This window comes from Enterococcus sp. AZ140, assembly GCF_051714405.1.
GTDB classification, from domain to species: Bacteria; Bacillota; Bacilli; order Lactobacillales; family Enterococcaceae; genus Enterococcus_B; species Enterococcus_B pernyi.
On the sequence record NZ_JBIORU010000001.1, the window covers coordinates 2,432,397 to 2,449,332 of the forward strand.

General features: G+C 39.4%; 17 protein-coding genes and 1 other annotated feature. Of the genes, 3 read left to right on the plus strand and 14 right to left on the minus strand.

Features of this window, described 5'->3' with window-relative positions; translation table 11 throughout:
- Position 1 precedes the first annotated feature (1 nt).
- From sufU to IGJ39_RS11165, 11 genes are all read right to left on the minus strand, one after another.
- Positions 2-472 carry a Fe-S cluster assembly sulfur transfer protein SufU gene (gene sufU, locus IGJ39_RS11115; protein ID WP_438764725.1) on the minus strand — a complete coding sequence of 157 codons (471 nt, stop codon included), beginning with the start codon at positions 470-472 and terminating at the stop codon, positions 2-4.
- Positions 459-1,694 (minus strand): cysteine desulfurase, encoded by a 1,236-nt coding sequence (locus IGJ39_RS11120; RefSeq protein WP_438764727.1) that lies wholly within the window; start codon positions 1,692-1,694, stop codon positions 459-461. The genes sufU and IGJ39_RS11120 overlap by 14 nt, the downstream gene beginning before the upstream one ends.
- Entirely contained in the window at positions 1,691-2,980 is a 1,290-nt protein-coding gene (gene sufD / locus IGJ39_RS11125) for a Fe-S cluster assembly protein SufD (protein ID WP_438764729.1), read from the minus strand. Before sufD ends, IGJ39_RS11120 begins: the two co-directional genes overlap by 4 nt.
- A 14-nt stretch (positions 2,981-2,994) precedes the next feature.
- Entirely contained in the window at positions 2,995-3,768 is a 774-nt protein-coding gene (gene sufC / locus IGJ39_RS11130) for a Fe-S cluster assembly ATPase SufC (RefSeq protein WP_019724376.1), read from the minus strand.
- A 213-nt stretch (positions 3,769-3,981) separates the two neighbouring features.
- On the minus strand, positions 3,982-4,830 hold the full coding sequence (locus IGJ39_RS11135) for a MetQ/NlpA family ABC transporter substrate-binding protein (RefSeq protein WP_438764731.1): 849 nt from the start codon (positions 4,828-4,830) through the stop codon (positions 3,982-3,984).
- 23 nt (positions 4,831-4,853) lie between these two features.
- Positions 4,854-5,540 carry a methionine ABC transporter permease gene (locus IGJ39_RS11140; RefSeq protein ID WP_010734634.1) on the minus strand — a complete coding sequence of 229 codons (687 nt, stop codon included), beginning with the start codon at positions 5,538-5,540 and terminating at the stop codon, positions 4,854-4,856.
- Entirely contained in the window at positions 5,533-6,567 is a 1,035-nt protein-coding gene (locus IGJ39_RS11145) for a methionine ABC transporter ATP-binding protein (protein ID WP_019723782.1), read from the minus strand. The genes IGJ39_RS11140 and IGJ39_RS11145 overlap by 8 nt, the downstream gene beginning before the upstream one ends.
- A 67-nt stretch (positions 6,568-6,634) precedes the next feature.
- Positions 6,635-6,884 (minus strand) — a binding site (T-box leader).
- A gap of 67 nt (positions 6,885-6,951) precedes the next feature.
- Positions 6,952-7,290 carry a glycine cleavage system protein H gene (locus tag IGJ39_RS11150; RefSeq protein ID WP_010734632.1) on the minus strand — a complete coding sequence of 113 codons (339 nt, stop codon included), beginning with the start codon at positions 7,288-7,290 and terminating at the stop codon, positions 6,952-6,954.
- A 1-nt stretch (position 7,291) separates the two neighbouring features.
- Positions 7,292-7,648 carry an arsenate reductase family protein gene (locus IGJ39_RS11155; RefSeq protein ID WP_010734631.1) on the minus strand — a complete coding sequence of 119 codons (357 nt, stop codon included), beginning with the start codon at positions 7,646-7,648 and terminating at the stop codon, positions 7,292-7,294.
- A gap of 6 nt (positions 7,649-7,654) precedes the next feature.
- Complete coding sequence (locus tag IGJ39_RS11160; RefSeq protein WP_010734630.1) at positions 7,655-8,842, minus strand: FtsW/RodA/SpoVE family cell cycle protein; 1,188 nt, start codon at positions 8,840-8,842, stop codon at positions 7,655-7,657.
- A gap of 187 nt (positions 8,843-9,029) precedes the next feature.
- Positions 9,030-9,851, minus strand: coding sequence for a LysR family transcriptional regulator (locus IGJ39_RS11165; RefSeq protein WP_438764734.1), 822 nt, complete (start codon positions 9,849-9,851; stop codon positions 9,030-9,032).
- A 290-nt stretch (positions 9,852-10,141) separates the two neighbouring features.
- Between IGJ39_RS11165 and IGJ39_RS11170 the strand changes: the two genes are divergently transcribed.
- Entirely contained in the window at positions 10,142-11,110 is a 969-nt protein-coding gene (locus IGJ39_RS11170) for a TDT family transporter (RefSeq protein ID WP_019723785.1), read from the plus strand.
- A gap of 121 nt (positions 11,111-11,231) precedes the next feature.
- A complete protein-coding gene (locus tag IGJ39_RS11175; protein WP_438764736.1) occupies positions 11,232-12,275 on the plus strand; it encodes a YeiH family protein in 1,044 nt (347 codons plus the stop codon).
- Positions 12,276-12,362: 87 nt separating this feature from the next.
- Here the strand turns inward: IGJ39_RS11175 and IGJ39_RS11180 are convergent, their stop codons facing one another.
- Positions 12,363-12,827 carry a methylated-DNA--[protein]-cysteine S-methyltransferase gene (locus tag IGJ39_RS11180; RefSeq protein WP_010734626.1) on the minus strand — a complete coding sequence of 155 codons (465 nt, stop codon included), beginning with the start codon at positions 12,825-12,827 and terminating at the stop codon, positions 12,363-12,365.
- A 205-nt stretch (positions 12,828-13,032) separates the two neighbouring features.
- Between IGJ39_RS11180 and IGJ39_RS11185 the strand changes: the two genes are divergently transcribed.
- Positions 13,033-13,986 (plus strand): glycosyltransferase family 2 protein, encoded by a 954-nt coding sequence (locus tag IGJ39_RS11185; protein WP_034686848.1) that lies wholly within the window; start codon positions 13,033-13,035, stop codon positions 13,984-13,986.
- A 910-nt stretch (positions 13,987-14,896) separates the two neighbouring features.
- Here the strand turns inward: IGJ39_RS11185 and IGJ39_RS11190 are convergent.
- Together IGJ39_RS11190 and IGJ39_RS11195 are read right to left on the minus strand one after the other, a co-directional pair.
- Complete coding sequence (locus IGJ39_RS11190) at positions 14,897-15,439, minus strand: hypothetical protein (RefSeq protein WP_438764738.1); 543 nt, start codon at positions 15,437-15,439, stop codon at positions 14,897-14,899.
- 125 nt (positions 15,440-15,564) lie between these two features.
- Positions 15,565-16,560 carry a hypothetical protein gene (locus IGJ39_RS11195; RefSeq protein WP_438764740.1) on the minus strand — a complete coding sequence of 332 codons (996 nt, stop codon included), beginning with the start codon at positions 16,558-16,560 and terminating at the stop codon, positions 15,565-15,567.
- Between the last annotated feature and the right edge of the window lie 376 nt (positions 16,561-16,936).

Genomic DNA, 16,936 nt, shown 5'->3' on the forward strand with positions numbered 1-16,936 from the left:
CTCACTCCTTTTCCTTGTGCTCATGATGGACGGTTGCAGTACCGTCTTCTTCCATTGCTTTGCCTAGTGCTTTCCAGGCAAGCGTTGCGCATTTGATGCGCGCGGGGAATTTTGCGACACCACTTAACATGGCAGCGTCCCCTAGTGGTTCAAGCTCTGCGACTTCTTTTCCTTGGACAAGTAGTAAAAAGTCGTCCGTCAATTGCTCTGCTTCTGCAATTGTTTTGCCGATGACAGCATCGGTCATCATTGAGGCACTGGCTGTACTGATAGAGCAACCACTGCCGTCAAAGGCGATATTGTTGATTTTTCCGTCTTTGATCTCGACTTGTAATTCAATGACATCCCCACAGGTGGGATTATTCATTTCAATCTTATTCGTTGATTCCGTCAACGTGCCACGATGATGTGGATGTGATGAGTGGTCCAAGATCACGTGACGGTAAAGATTGTCTAACTTAGATAGTGCCATGTTGGAAAAACTCCTTTGTTGCGAGAATTGCTTGGACGAAACGATCGGCATCTGCTTTTGTGTTATAAACGTAAAAGCTGGCACGAGCTGTCGCAGCAACCCCTAGATACTTCAATAATGGTTGGGCACAATGATGACCGGCACGAACGGCGACGCCTTCCATATCAAGAGCAGTCGCTACATCATGGGGATGTAGGTTCTCTAAGTTGAAGGAAATCACACCTGTACGTTGGGTCGGGTCTTTTGGTCCATAGATCGTCAAGCCTTCGATTGCTTGGAGTTTTGGTAAGACATAACCAACAAGTTCTTCTTCATATTGATGAATGCCTGCTAGACCAATGGATTCAAGATAATCAATGGCAGCGCCGAGTGCGATCACACCGGCAATGTTTGGTGTACCTGCTTCGAATTTCCAGGGAAGTTCTTTCCATGTGCTGTCTTGTAGGCCAACAAAGTCGATCATTTCTCCACCGAATTCAACGGGTTCCATTTGTTCCAACCATTTCCGTTTTCCATATAATACACCTGTTCCGGTCGTTGCGCACATCTTATGTCCGCTAAAGGCAAAGAAATCACAATCTAGGGATTGGACATCGATTTTGATGTGTGGAGCAGATTGTGCACCGTCCACCACTAAAATCCCGCCTTTTTCATGAACGATCGTCGCCAGCTCTTGGATCGGATTGATGACACCTAATACATTAGAGGCATGGGCGACCGATACGATCTTCGTTTTTTCTGTGATGATCGATGCAGCATGCTCTAGATCAAGAAAGCCTTCTTCGGTCAATTCGATATATTTCAAAATAGCGCCAGTTCGTTTTGCCAACTGTTGCCAAGGGATGATGTTCGAATGATGCTCCATATAAGAGATCACGATTTCATCACCAGCTTTAACAAAGGCATCGCCATAGCTTTGTGCTACCCAGTTCAAACTTGTGGTCGTTCCACGAGTGAAAAGGATCTCAGCGGTCTCCTGGGCATTCAAAAAACGACGAACTTTTTCTCTGGCAGCTTCATAATCATGGGTTGCTCGTTCGGCTAACGTATGCACGCCTCGATGAACGTTGGCATTGTTTGCGGAATAATAATGCGTCATAGTCGCTAACACTTGTTTTGGTTTTTGCGTAGTCGCTGCATTGTCTAAATACACCAGGGGTTCGTCATTGACTTCCTGAAATAAGATCGGGAAATCTTGACGGATTTGTTCTGGAGAAATCATACATTTAACTTCCCTTCAATAACTGCCACTAGTTCTTTGCGAACCGCTTCTACTGGGATCGCAGTTAAGACAGACCCTAAGAAGCCACGGATGACTAAACGTTCTGCTTCTTCTTTTCGTAAGCCTCGACTCATCAAATAATACATTTCTTCCGGATCGACGCGACCAACACTTGCGGCGTGACCTGCTGTAACTTCGTGTTCATCGATTAATAGGATCGGATTGGCATCGCCTCGTGCTTTATCTGAAAGCATCAAGACACGGCTTTCTTGTTGGGCATCGGCGCCTTTGGCTTTTTTCAAGATGTGTCCGATACCGTTGAATGTCAACGTACCACGTTCGCGGATCACGCCATGTTGCAAGATATGTCCGATTGTGTGTGGGGCTTTATTTGTTACGCGTGTATCGATTCCTTGCGTTTGTTTTCCTGAACTGATTGCAACGATCTTGACTTCCGCATGTCCGCCTTCACCGACTAGATCTGAATCAAAATCAGCGACGATATTCCCATCGTTCATCACTCCGATTGCCCAATCCACAAAAGCATCCCGTAAGATATGTCCACGACGGTTCATATATGCTGTGACATTTTCGCCTAATTGATCGACTGCTGCGTATTTGACTTTGGCACCGGCTTTGGCGATGACTTCCACAATGATATTCCCAGAGACTTTCTGTAATTCTTCTCCAGTTGTTTGGAATCGTTCCAAGTAAGAAAATTCACTGTGTTCATCTGCGACGATCAAGACGTGTTTAAAGAAGTGTTGCGAAAATGCTCCTTCTTGGATAAACAGGGATTCGATCGGTTCTTTAATAACTACGTTTTTTGGTACATATAAGAACAAGCCACTATTCATGAATGCGGCATGAAGCGCAGTCAATTGGTCTTCATCCATTTCAACAGCTTTCGTCATGTAATATTCTTGGATTAATTCAGGGTATTCTTGCATTGCAGTAAATAGATCTGTAAAGATCACTCCTTGTTCTGCAAGTTCTGCGGATAATTGCTCAAAGACAGTCAAAGTGCCTTGTTGCACGACTAATGGATTGTCTTTCATCGCATCAAATGCCGCAACATTCCCAGATTCAGGTGTCTGATCAGTCAACTCATTGATTGAAAACAATGGCCAACGGTGGAATTTCACACGTTCGATATGGGGCAATGGTAGTTCATCTGCTTTTTTCAGCGCCTCTTGACGAAGCGTCGTCATCCATTCCGGTTCACCTTTACTGAATGAAAAATCTGTAACAGCGTCAAGATGATCGAGCCATTTAATGTCTTTCATAGATGTGCTCCTCCTTACGCTTCTTCTTCTTTGTAGTCGATTCCTAATTCTTTACTGATGCCTGCATATCCTTCGGCTTCTAGGCGTTTTGCTAGATCTGCACTGCCAGTCATCACGACACGACCTTCCATCATGATGTGGACTACGTCAGGTGTGATGTAGTTTAACAAACGTTGGTAGTGAGTGATGATCAAGGCACCAAAGTTGTCGCCACGCATTTCGTTCACGCCTTTTGCCACGACTTTCAGTGCATCGATATCTAAACCAGAATCGATTTCATCTAAAATCGCAAAAGTTGGTTCTAACATCAAGAGTTGTAAGATCTCATTTCGTTTTTTCTCTCCACCAGAAAAGCCTTCGTTCAAATAACGTTCAGCCATTTCTTCTGGCATATTCAAAAGTCCCATCTTTTCATCTAACTTTTTCAAGAATGACATGACAGAAATCTTGTCGTCTTCCGGACGTGTCGCATTGATCGCTGCACGCATAAATTCGGCATTCGTGATCCCTGGAATCTCACTTGGGTATTGCATGGCTAAAAACAGACCTAAACGTGCACGTTCATCTACTTCTAGCTCTAACACATTTTGCCCATCAAAAAGGATTTCTCCTTCAGTTACTTCGTAATTCGGATTTCCCATAATTGCAGCAGACAAGGTCGATTTACCCGTTCCGTTTGGTCCCATGATGGCATGGATTTCTCCTGTTTTCATTGTTAAATTCACGCCTTTAAGGATTTTCTTGTCCTCAATCGACACATGTAGGTTTTTTATTTCTAAGACAGACATGTAGTTCCCCTCCATATTCTGATTCGTTCTCACTTATTTTAGACTAATTGAGAATGAATCGCAACGCCTCAACCAGTTAAAAATGTTATAATTTTGATTTATTGCAAATAAAACATCATTTTCAATTGATAATCTTTATAAACTGAATAAAATAATTTCTGTTCGTTTTTTCTCAAAAAAAAGTCCGGGAATGATTCCCAGACTTTACAGGTTTTATTTTGCATCCGCATCGACAGATTTTACGGAGCCTTCCCATTGTTCTTCGATCCATTGACGAACATCTTCTTGATGTAAGACTTCGATCAATTTTTTGATCTTGTCGCTGTCTTCGTCACCTTTACGTGTCGCAATGATGTTGACATATGGTGAGTTATCTTTTTCTAGTAATACTGCATCTTCTAATGGATTCAATCCAGCGCCGTAAGCAAAGTTGGCGTTGATAGCTACTAGATCGCCTTCGTCATTTTGGTAAGTAGAGGCCAATAATGCTGGATCGATCGTGTGATTGAATTTCAAGTTTTTAGGATTTTCATCGATATCATCAAATGTGGCTGTTTCTAAATCAACACCGTCTTTGACTGTGACTAAGCCAGCGTCTTTCAAGATCGTGATGATCCGTCCCCAGTCAGATTCTGAGTTTGATGTGATGATCGTTGCGCCATCTTCTAACTCAGAAATATCTTTGATTTTTTGTGAGTACAAGCCCATTGGTTCGATGTGGACAGCACCGGCATTGACAAAATCATAGCCTTTTTCGTCGATTTCTTTGTTCAAGTAAGGGATGTGTTGGAAATAGTTCGCATCAATGTCGCCTTCTGATAATGCCTGGTTTGGCAAGACATAGTCGTCAAATTTGACGATCTCTAAATCAATGCCTTCGTCTTTCAAAAGCGGCTTCACCTGTTCTAAGATTTCCGCATGTGGTGTTGGTGATGCGCCGATTTTCAAGGTTGTATCGTCTGATGCGTTTGATGAGTCACTACTGCTTCCGCCGTTTCCACATGCGGCTAATCCAACTGTCAGTAAAAGCGTTGCTGCAAATCCAAAAATTTTCTTTTTCATATCCTATATCCTCCTATTTCCTACTATCTTTTATCTGTTTTCTTCGTTAAGAAATCCCCGATTCCTTGAACAATAAATACAATGACTAAAATAATCAAGGTAGCGACAAAAGTCACTGTTAAATTACCACGTTGGTAGCCTTCTTGCCAAGCCAAGCCACCTAGACCGCCGGCACCGATTGCTCCTGCCATGGCAGTAAAACCGATCATCGAGATCGTCGTTACAGTCAAACCTGAGATCAAAGCTGGAACACTTTCAGGGATCAAGACTTTCCAAATGATTTCCCAATAGCTCGCCCCCATCGCATCTGCGGCTTCTAAGACCCCAGGGCTGACTTCGCGAAACGCGATTTCTACAAGTCGAGCGTAAAAAGGAGCAGCGGACAATACGAGAGCTGGAATCGCTGCTTGTGCGCCTAACATCGTTCCCACGATTGCTTTGGTAAAGGGAATGATCAAGACCATCAAGATCATGAATGGTGTCGATCGGAAAATATTACTAATGATCGAAACGATGCCGTAAATGATCCGCGCATACGGTTTGTTTTTGCGACCGATCGAGTAAAGAATCAAACCAAGGATCAAACCGATGATGGTTACTAAGACCATGGAGATCAACGTCATGTATAACGTGTCCATGATGGCTTGTTGCATTGTCTCCATGTTGATTTGGCTGAAATCAAGGTAGGTTTCTGTGAAGCTTTTATCCATGATGGATCACCTCCACTCCGACGCCTTGCTCTTTGATGAAGTTTTCTGCTTGGTCCAATTCGTTTTCCTCTCCGATCATCAAGGTAGTCAGCGAACCAAACGAGCCTTCTTTGGTTTGCTTGATTTTCCCATATACGACATTGATATCGACATTGTAACGACGAATGGCTTGAGAAATCACTGGTTCGTTGGCATTCGTTTCGTTGAAGGTCAATGTCACTAAGCGACCGTCTGGATTTTCTTTGATCAACTCTGCCAATAATTCAGTGGATTCAGCTTCTGGTTCGATGTCTTGTTGGACGAAACGTTTCGTGACTTCTTGTTGTGGATTGCGAAAAACGGTCAACGCATCGCCTTCTTCTACGACTTGACCACGTTCCATCACCGCTACTTTGTTACAGATTTTACGAATAACGTTCATTTCATGAGTGATCAAAACAATCGTCAAGTTCAATTTTTTGTTGATTGCCAATAATAGATCTAAGACCTCTTCTGTCGTTTGTGGGTCCAATGCACTTGTCGCTTCATCGCAAAGGAGGATTTCTGGCTCATTGGCTAACGCACGGGCAATCCCGACTCTTTGCTTTTGTCCACCAGATAATTGGGACGGATAAGCTTGTCCTCGTCCTTCTAAACCGACTAAACGGAGCAATTCTTCTGCTCTTTCTTTCCGTTGTTGTTTCGGTACACCGGCTAATTCCAAAGGTAGTTGGATATTTTCTAGTACGGTACGTGACCACAATAGATTGAAATGTTGAAAAATCATACCGATTTTTTTTCGAAAAACGCGTAATTCTTTATTTTTTAATTTAGTAATGTCTTGGTCGTTGACAATTACTTGACCATCTGTAGGTAATTCCAAGCCGTTCAACAAACGAACTAACGTACTCTTACCCGCACCGGAATAACCGACGATGCCGTAAATGTCGCCTTGTTCCACTTGTAGTGAAACGTCGTTGATAGCGTGGATCGTCCCATGTTTCCCGCCAAATGTTTTCTTGACATTCGTCAATTGGATCAATGACATATCGTTCACATCTTTCTTTACTTATTTTCTCTTAGACAACAAAAAAACTTTCGTCCTTTGCGTTTAGCAAAAGGACGAAAGTTTAGACTTCCGTGTGACCACCTTGATTCGCTGCTATTTCACAATAACAACCTCGTTCAGTACTTGACGCTAGTCTCATACTGCTGTGCTATAACGGGCACTCCCGTAGTCAGTTTGCTTGCGCTCACTCACTCTGCTCTAAGACCATCTTCCATCTCATTTCCGTTACCCTTTCACAGCAAACCGGGCTCTCTTGAAACATCTGTGACATGTACTCTTCTTATCAAAGCTTTCAATATGATTGTTTATGATTATAGCAGTTACAAGAATCAGTGTCAAACGTTTATTTGAACATCGTGTTTCTTAAAGTGCGTCGAATTCTGCTGCATCGACATCTTTAAAACTCAATAACCACGCAGTCATTTCATCTTCATCGTTCAAAACAGCGATATTCTCACTGATTTTTTCATTCACAGATGAGACTGTCCCAGATAATGGACTTGCAAATTCAGTGACTGCTTTTTCTGCTTCTACTTCAACTAGTGCATCGCCTGCTTGATACGCTTTACCGATTTTTGGTAAGTTGGCAAACGTGATCTCACCTAGATCTTCTTGCGCTTCTTTTGTCAAACCTACACAGTATTCTTTTCCATTAAATAAAATCCAAAGGTTATCTTTCTTCTTTAAGTGTTTCCCAGCCATTTTAATTGAATGCTCCTTCGTATATTTTTTCATTAAAACCGATTGTGACCAGTTGATTGTCTTTGACGATCAATGGTCGTTTGATCAACATGCCGTCCGTAGATAACAGCTGACTTGCTTCTGTGAGGGATAATTCATCGATTTGATCTTTTAGACCAAGTTCACGATATTTCATCCCGCTTGTATTAAAGACACGGCGAAGCGGCACATCTGAATGCTTCAACCATGATTCGATCGTTTCTGCCGTAGGCGTATCTTTGACCATATCGACCGCTTGATACGTTACTTGATGATTGTCGAGCCAAGCCTTGGCTTTTCGACAAGTGGAACACTTTGGGTACTCATAAAAAGTAAACAACTTGCGTTACCTCCTAGAATTTTTTACCGGTGCTTCATTTTGATAACGCATAGATAAGATCAATCCGATCCCAATCATATTCCCTAAGATCGATGAACCCCCTTGACTGATAAACGGCAATGGAATCCCAGTTAATGGAAGTAAGCCGATATTTGCGCCAATGTTTTCAAAGACATGGAATAAGAGCATCATAATCAATCCACTTGCGATATAGGCATAAAACTCATTGTTTGTATCGAAGCAGACACGTATCATACGATAAATCAATACAAAATACAAGAAAATGACAAATGCGCCACCAATAAAGCCAAAATTCTCGCCAATGACAGTGAATATCATATCCGATTCTCGGACTGGCACGTAAATGTTGCTGACGTTAAAGCCTTTTCCGAACATCCCACCTGTTCCGATTGCTAAAATCCCTTGGGCGGGTTGGAAGCTAAAGCCCGACGTATCATGAAATGGATCGAGCCAAGAATCGATTCGGGCAAATTGGTAAGATTTGAACCCAACAGTATATAGGAATTCTCTTCCTGATTCTGTGGTCACAAGGAAAATCGTTCCGGCACCCACAATAAATGCTAAAGCAAAGATCGGGCCAATGATTTTCCAAGAAATCCCTGACATCAAAAAGACGCCACCAAAGATCGCCAGAAAGACGAGCATCGTCCCAAAGTCTTTTTGCGCCATGACTAACGCAATCACAGGAATCGAAATGATCAACATCTTTGCAATCAGCCAAAAATCAGATTTGATTGTTCGAACTTTGACTTGCGTATTGTGCTTCGTTACGATCAACGCCAGCATCAAAATATAAGCGATCTTCATCAGCTCGGCTGGTTGAAATGTGACACTTCCAAAGCGGAACCAGTTTTTTGAACCGGTACTTGCCGCCAGATTCTGGTCGTAAAATCGTAAGAGCAACCCCATAACAAGCAATCCTAGTCCATAGAGATAAGGTGTCAATTTCCAGATCCATTTTGAATTGATCCGCATGACGATTGCAATCGCTACTGCTCCCACAAGGTACCAAATGATCTGCATCCCGACACCTCTTGTTACAGAAGGACCGTTTGGATCATGTGTCAATGCAACATATAAGGATAAAATCCCAATCAAACATAATAAAAATACTGGTAGAATGACTCCGTAATCGATGCGGTTATCATTCGAAGTTTTTATTTTTTTTTCCATTTTTCATCCCTTTTCCTAAAAACCATACTGCCCTATATTATAGCTGTCTCCTTCTATAAATGAAAGCCAAAGCAAATGAGATTTGCGAAAAATTAATCTTATTCATTTCTCTTTATCCTTTCTTAAGATAAAAACGAAAAAAACGCTTATTCAAGGGAGAAGTTCTATTGATTCTGTCTGATATTTTTCACTTTTTCTTTTCCTTTTTATAGAAATCCAAGATCTCATTTCCTACTTCTAATAACCGTTCAGAGGTCAAATGGGTCCGTTGGATCAAATAGAACTGACGAGATTCAGCTAAAGGTTCAACGTGTATCCCTTTTGGTACTGCTCGTTCGGATAATATGGATCGTCCGATTCCTTCTTTCAACATCGCCACAATGACCTCATTACTTTTTACAAGCATTTTCTTTCCTTGGATATTCTTTTCTTCAAAATAACGTTGCGTGTAATGGAACACACCTGAAGAAGATTCCCTGACTAGCCATAGCTCACTCTTAGGATCACCTGCAACGACCAACGCATCTTCAAGTAAAGAAAAGCGTTGTACGCCGGTTGTTTCTAAAGGTTTTTCGATAAAACCAAAATCAGCTTCATGTTTTGCCACTTGCTCCAAACTCTCATGAGAATTCGCAAAAGCAATCGAAAACTTGATTTTAGGAAAACGCACGATCAACTCTTTCATCAATTGAGGCAATAAATACACAGCAAATGTATGGGAAGCGACGATCCGGCACACTTCTTCTTCATTTTTTTCATCCGCTAATTGTTGTTGTGTTGTTTCCCATTCTTCCAATAAAACCAATGTTCGTTCATAAAGTAAATCCGCTTGCTTTGTTGGCTTCATCTCTTGTCGTCCATTGCGTTGGAAAAGTTCCACCCCAAGATCCCGCTCCAATTGTTTGATTTGATTGGACACCGCAGGTTGAGACAAATAGAGTAATTCAGCGGTTCGCGAAAAATTTCTTGTTTCATAAACGACACGAAAGGTTGTTAATAACTTAAACATCTAACCACTTCCATTATCTTTTTTTATAGTAACTATAATAACTATTTGATTTAAATATATCAAAAAGACTCTATAATGAAAAGTGTAAGGAACAGGTTGTGGACCTTCAGTTACACACACCTCACAACCTTCCAGACAGCTTACTGCAACGATAAGGAGAAGCATCCATGCGATTTGTTTTTTCCCATTGAAAAACTTTACTATTCTTCGTAACAAGCAGTTTTCATCGTTGGCTACTTATCGTTGCAACGAGTCTGTCCTTTATTATCAATAAAAAAGGAGAGTAATGTATGAAGCATTTCTTGAAGATTGTTCCGATCCCGATTTGTGGGTTGATCCTTGGATTGACTTCTTTAGGGAATCTTTTAAAAGACTATCATTTGACACATTTAGGAAATTTTGTAGGCGCGATCGGTATGCTTTTGATGCTGTTGATCATCGGCAAACTGATCCTTTTATTTGAACACACGAAGCAACATCTATATGATCCAATCGTCGCTTCCGTCTCGCCGACCTTTACGATGTCTTTGATGGTCATCTGTACGTATTTTGTTTCTTTCAAATCAATTGCGCCAATCGTCAAATTGATTTGGTTAGCCGCAGTGATCTTCCAAATCATCTTGGTTCTGTACTTTAATTACCATCATGTAGTTAAAGCAGACTTGTCAATAGAAGCAATTTTTCCAAGCTGGTTTATCGTGTATGTTGGTTTTGGTGTCATCACAGTAACTGCTGGAAACTTTTCTCCGATCCTTGGAAAGATTTTCTTCTGGCTTTCGTTAGCTTGTTATGTAGTACTACTACCAATCATCATCCATCGAATTTTCTTTGTCAAAAATATGGCGCAACCAACCTTGCCATTGATTGCGATTCTTGCAGCACCTGGTTCTTTGTGCCTGACAGGGTACTTAAAAAACTTTGAAGACCCAAATTTGGCTTTAGTCATGACGTTGTTCCTTGTTTCGCAAGTACTTTACTTTATCGTTTTAGCCATGTTACCACGTCTGTTATTGCTTGATTTTTATCCAAGCTTTGCAGCCTTTACTTTCCCATTGGTGATCTCTGCTACAGCAATCTCTACTGCCACTGCTTATTTCCATCAATTAGGGTTTGCTACAGGGATCTTAGATGGATTGAAAGTCATCGAGTGTTTGATTGCCTGTGGCATGATCGCTTACGTCTTAGGACACTATGCCATCTACTTGATTAAAGAACACAGTCAACATAAACATCACCTTTCAAAGGGATTGATAGAATAGACTTCACCTTCTGTCTTTTTCACTTAGTAAAAAGGCAGAAGTTTTTTTGTATTCACGAGGAAACAATTAAATGATACTATATTTTAGATAAGCTTTTTCTTACACGAAAGGAAAGAATCAAATGAATGCTTTATTTACTTATATAAAAACGCTGAAAAAATTTGGTGGCCGAAAAATCTTACCCGGACTACTACTCGCCTTTTCCGTCGCAGTCATTAGTCGGCTACTGGGACCCTTTGTCCCACAACTCGGTGCAGGAACGATTGCGATTTTACTTGGCATCGTCTTAGGAAACACCTTGTTTAAGCAACCTGAACTTGCGGTGGGTACCAAATTTGCCGAAAGTAAACTATTAGAATGTTCCGTTTTCTTGCTTGGTGCAACTGTGACGATCCAAACGATTGCACAGATTGGTATCAAAGGCGTAACTTTCGTGTTACTCCAAATGACTGTCACGATTCTTGGTGCCTATTTCATCGGGAAAAAACTATTGTTCAGCGATACATTTTCCTTGATGATGGCAGGTGGAAACGCCATTTGCGGTTCTTCAGCCATTGCTTCGATTGCTCCAGTGATCCATGCAGATGAAGAAGAAAAGGGCCAAGTCATTACCTTGGTCAATCTTTTAGGAACAGTGATGATGTTGACACTTCCCTTTTTAGGTCTCCAACTATTTGGTGATCAACTGATCGAAAAAAGTGCGCTTATAGGTGGTACTTTACAATCCGTTGGACAAGTGGTTGCTGGAGCAAGTCTATTAGATGCTTCAGTCGTGCAATTTGCAATGCTGTTTAAAATCATGCGGATCATGATGCTTGTGATCGTGGTATTCCTCTTTGAAAAATTTATGACAAAAAAACAGCCGGCCCTCTCGTCTACGTATACGCCAAAAAACCACAAACGAAAAATGCCACTTCCTTGGTACGTTTTAGGCTTCTTGATCGTGTGTTTAATCAACAGCTTCTTCACCATTCCCCATGTGATCGATCAAAGCGCTAGTTTTATTAGTGGTTGGTTTGAGGTCACTGCATTAGCCGCGATTGGCTTACGTTTGGATTTTGCAAAGTTCATGAAAGAAGGAAAACGATTCTTGACGTATGGATTGACTGTAGGACTTTTACAAACGATCATGGCTTTATTCTTTATTTGGTTGATCAAACTATAAGTAAAAATAAGCACCAACACCTCGGAAAGATTTTCTATTTCGAGGTGTTGGTGCTTATTTATCTGTGCTGTTATCTGGTAGTACAGCCTAATGAGCTAAAATATTTTCAAGCACTAATAGTTGCCGTTTGATCACTAACCCATTTTCAGCTTTCCCCATATACCCAGTCAATTGTCCATTTTGCCCAATCACTCGGTGACAAGGAATAACGATTGGCAGAGGATTCAAACGATTGGCTTGCCCAATCGCACGAGCTGCCTTTGGTTGCCCGATTGCCTGTGCCACTTGTTTATATGTGCGACTTTGTCCATAAGGGATTCTTGTGAGCACTCGCCAAACCTTTTGTTGAAAGGCTGTTCCTCTTTGGAAAGATAAAGGTACATCGAAAACGTGTCTTTCACCTGAAAAATACTCTTCCAGCTGTTGTTTTGCCAAGGATAAAATCTGAGCATTTGCTTCTTCATTTTCAGAAATTCGTTCAAAAGAGACAGCTGTTAATCCTTTTTGATCGGCATCAAGCCATAAAGGACCGATTGGTGTTTCAATTTTCATTTTTGTCCGCCTTCCTCATCACTTATTTTATTTATCATCTATGATTCTTAGAAAAAAATCAACCTAAAAGTTTATTTAATGACATAGAGATGGTACACTGTATACGGCCCTTATAATAAAGATAATCATCTTATATCATTGTTATTTAAACATACTTTTATTTATACTAGTTATAGGAGAAAACATGCTTGAAAGGAACGAAAACATGAAAATATCAATTGTTATCCCTTGTTTTAATGAAGAAAAAACTGTCCCACTTTTTTTTGATGAAGTCGAAAAATTTCGTGGCGATTACGAGTTCGAGTATCTTTTTATCGATGATGGGTCCAGTGATGGTACCTTGGCTGCCATCAAAAAATTAGCGAATGTACATGAATCCGTTCGTTTTGTCGCTTTTTCACGAAATTTCGGAAAAGAAGCCGCACTATATGCCGGCCTGCAAGCCTCTACAGGAGACCTTGTCACTGTCATGGACGTCGATTTACAAGATCCGCCTGAATTATTACCAGTGATGATCGATAAAGTCATCAACTCCGATATCGATTGTATCGGTACACGCCGTTCTACTCGTGAAGGTGAACCAGCTATCCGTAGTTTCTTTGCGAAGAAATTTTACCAATTGATCAATAAAATCAGTGATACTGAAATGGTTGACGGTGCAAGAGATTATCGCATGATGACTCGCCAAATGGTGGATGCGGTCTTAGAATTAGCGGAATACAATCGCTTTTCAAAAGGACTATTCAGTTGGGTAGGATTCAAAACAGAGTATCTCTCATTTGAAAATCGCGAACGCGTTGCCGGTGAAACGTCTTGGTCATTTTGGAAATTATTCAACTATTCAATTGATGGGATCGTCAATTTTTCTGACACGCCATTGAACATCGCCTCATTTGTTGGCGCATTATCATGTATCGGTTCAGGAATCGCCATCTTATTTATTATTTTACGTGCGTTATTATTTGGTGATCCAACATCCGGCTGGCCTTCACTCGTCTCAATCGTCCTATTCATCGGCGGAATCCAACTCCTTTGTCTTGGCATCATTGGGAAATATATCGGAAAAATCTTCCTAGAAACGAAAAAACGCCCAGTCTATATCGTTCGAGAAACAGAAAAACAAAAAGCCCACCAAATTGGTGAGCAAACAGATAAATAAGCAATGAATAAAGCTATCCTTTAAAATTAGAGGGTAGCTTTTTCTTTATGATAGCCAGTTAAAATAACTCTCATTATAAAAAGTTGTTTTAACTGATTGCGTTTTATCTATCCATTCATTGCGTATACTTATAGATGATAATGTTTCTAATTGTTAATTATATCTGATAGCATTTTTAAACTACATAAATACTAAAGGGGGCAATACCATGTATCATTACTTAGACATACTTAACTTCGGTATTCTAGGTCTTATGTTAATCTCACTTGTATCTTTGATATTAATCAGTAATCGAATAGAATTATTTAAACAATACATATATTCAAAAAAAATTTTCTCTGCAGCTTCTGATGAAACAGAAATATATATTCGTATGTTAAAAAAAAATAATCAATACATTTTTTTGACTTCAATTTTATTTATCCTTTCAAATGTGCTAGTTTCAAAGAACATCTTGAATCTTTCTACCTTTTTTTTAATTTCAGGAATCTTCTTCTTGTTGTTGAGTTTAACTACATGTTTCTACTCTAAAGAGAGCATTAGCCAAGGATATCTGGTTATAGCTAAAAATAAATCATATTTGATATACTACTTTAAGAATCAAAAACAGCAAAACATCATTTTATCTTGGCAAAATAAAATGATTTCTTCACTTTATCTCACTTTATTCTTTTATATGTTACTCTTGATCTCAACTTTACTGATGAAAACAATCTAGTGATATTTCTTTTATTGATGGTTCTAGCGTTTTTTTACGATAGATATCATTTTTTATAGCATATCAAACGTAAACTTAGAATAAAAATTATATTTGGTCCTTATACCAATTTTTTTCTCATAGTTCCTTTGTACTTTGACCCTAACCAATAAGTATAAACGATTGAGGCTTATACCCATAAAAAACAGTTGCTTATGGGATTATTTTTTTCATAGGATACATAATGACTTGATGCTCTTTCACTTCCTCGCTGAATAAAAACAATTTATCTGCTTCGATCCTATACTTATGATCTTTAATCACATTCGCATAGTTCACACTTGCTGGATCTGGCTCTAAATAGAAGTTATCTTGAGTAACAGAATATATTCCAGCATACTCTATCTGCCCAGACAGGTTGATTCGCTGTACTTCACCTGATTCATTGAAGATCAAGATACCTCCACCTTCTAGTTTCCAAGAATACTTGATCAAGAGATCTTGTAACTGGTCGTGGGAGATATCGCTTTTTATTTTTAATTTCTGATATGCTTCATCGAGTTTTCCCGGACCAGGAAAGGCTTTTTTATATTCCTCGAATGTCAAATGGTCTGAATCAGTTATTTCCTGTAAAGAAGTACTTTCTATTGTTTCCTCCATACTGTCTCTTGTTTGCGATTGCCCTGTACTTGATTCGTTACTACAACCAGTAATTAGTAATACAAACAACAAGATAGATACTATCCGTTTCTTCATTCTAGTTTATTCACTCTCCTATCTTTCAAAAAAAATAAAAAGGATTACCACATGATTTGTTGAACATACGCGAATAATTGGTATGGCCACCATTTCATAAAAGTATCAGACTTGACTATCGCTACTCACATATCTTTCTTCCCGTAAAATATAGATGCATTTGAAATCCAATTGAAGCCTTCATTAGTGACTGTTCCTTGACCGGTTAAATGGTCATTATCAAGAACAAATAAATCAATCAGTGGTTGCTCAGCTAAATTAGGTTTTTTTACACTAATTAAAGTTCCATCTCCGGAATATTGTTTTTCTATTGGAAATTTGTATTCATCTAAATTATCTTTTTTTATTTCCTCTATGTTTCTGATCGTTACTTCTGAATCAAAGTCGATCGTATCTACGATCAAATAATTGGTCATGATAGAATCAGCGAAACCTTCAAGCTTAAGAATAATTCCTGTTTCTTCATCGATCCATGCTTTAAAAGTTTGAGCATTTACTTTTGACCCAAATTCCTCTGGGTACTCTCCTTCAAGCAAAATAGCGTCCCTTCCCAGTAGCTTTTCTGTCTGAATGATTTCCCAATGATTATAGAGAGAAAAAAGTTGGGCACCATAAAGTTGTGAAAAGACAGCATCTGCTGACATAGATAGCGGTAAAACAGAATCTCGTTGATTCAAAACCGTTTCTCCTAAACCATTTTTTGTTAATCGGCTTTCAATTGATTTCCCCTTATTGGCTCGATCAATATCAACATTATATTGACTTACAAAGTAATCGTTTTCTTTAAAATTTACATCAACTAAATTTTTATTCTTAGACTTATCATAGATGATTGCTTTTTGCTCACCTGTTGTTTCATTTTCAAATACCTCAACGAATTCTTCATCCAAAATCCCTTTAGAAAAGTCCATTTTTGCTTGTACTTGATACTCCCTGTCAGATAAATCCCCATATTTTTCCCGAAAGGATATACTTACCTTATCGTAAAAATCGACTGAATTAACTACCTTATTAGCAATTTCCCTTTCTTGATCGCTCAATGGATTGATTTCTTGTGCAGAGACGGCATCACCTAATGTTACTATTCCAAACACCCCAACGAAAAATAGAATTTTTTTCATTTTGATTTCTCCTTAATCTAGACTTATAATGCGTTGCCTAGCATGTTTATATTTTTTATTTCAGAGGATAGCTTCACCAATAGAATAGAGTATCCAAATGCAATCTAGCTTGTTATTGGGCATATTTATATAAATATAAATATGTGATGTTAGTTATTTAAAATTTATCTGTTCTCCGTTCATTTTCGCTCATTTATTTTACTTTTATGTAAACACCCTACCTAGTACCAGTATAAAAAAATAATGGCTTTTGATACTGCTATAGAAATTTCTCGTTCATATTAACTAAATCAAAAAATGCCAATGGTTTTCGAAGTTTTTATCACTTTAACTTGCGAATCATGATACGCCACAGGAAAGGCTTGTTAATGAAATG